Annotated in this window: 1 pseudogene; it reads right to left on the reverse strand. The window is 40.6% G+C overall.

Features of this window, described 5'->3' with window-relative positions:
* Positions 1–54: 54 nt before the first annotated feature.
* Positions 55–666 (reverse strand): annotated as a pseudogene (locus AC973_RS00975) (metal-binding protein ZinT); the annotation flags it as partial.
* Between the last annotated feature and the right edge of the window lie 54 nt (positions 667–720).

Here is a 720-nt window from a genome sequence, read left to right on the forward strand (position 1 = left end):
TACCGTAAAAGGGCTGTTACATGGCCTTTTATCTTTTACACAATTATATGGACTTTATCTTTCTTGTGCGATTTCTGAGCCAGACATATCAGTTGGATAGTATGTTGGCCAGTGGTCTGCTTCTTCAAGAAGGGCTTCTTGTGATTCGCCACCCCAGTAAATATGGTAGTGTCCTGTTTCAACGGGTGCAATATTATGGTCTGAGAATTGCACGTATTTGTAGTCGCCGGCTTCCGGGTCGTTTGTTTCAAATAAGAAACGAACACCACGATTTCCTTTTTCATAGGTTAAGATTTCATAACCAACATAGTTATACTCGAATGTCTTGCTTTCACCGGCCACAATATATTCAATTGTATTGTCAGTAATGTTGATATTATCGACGTCAGTTTGGTAACCAGTTGTGTAGTATTCTTTATACGCTTCAGCGGTCATGCCGTCGTTTAATTTAGATTTGTAGTCAAAGACTTGGTCTAAGGTACCGTCTTCAAGGAATGGGTAAACAGATTGCCATTCACCTGCATAGTCAGATAAGGTACGGTCTGCTACATCAGCATCTTCAAAGTAGCCATTGTAGACTGTTTGTTCAGTTTCTTCTTCAGCAGTTTCTGCGTTTGCGGCTGGTAGGTCTGTTGTTTTTTGCAATGAAGTTAGGTTTTCCTTCATTTACAAGCTGTCAGCTAAGGAAACCTAGGTATTGATACCTAGGAGGAATTAGCG

Origin of the sequence: Carnobacterium sp. 1290_CSPC, from assembly GCF_001053265.1 — a bacterium.
GTDB lineage: Bacteria > Bacillota > Bacilli > Lactobacillales > Aerococcaceae > Aerococcus > Aerococcus urinaeequi.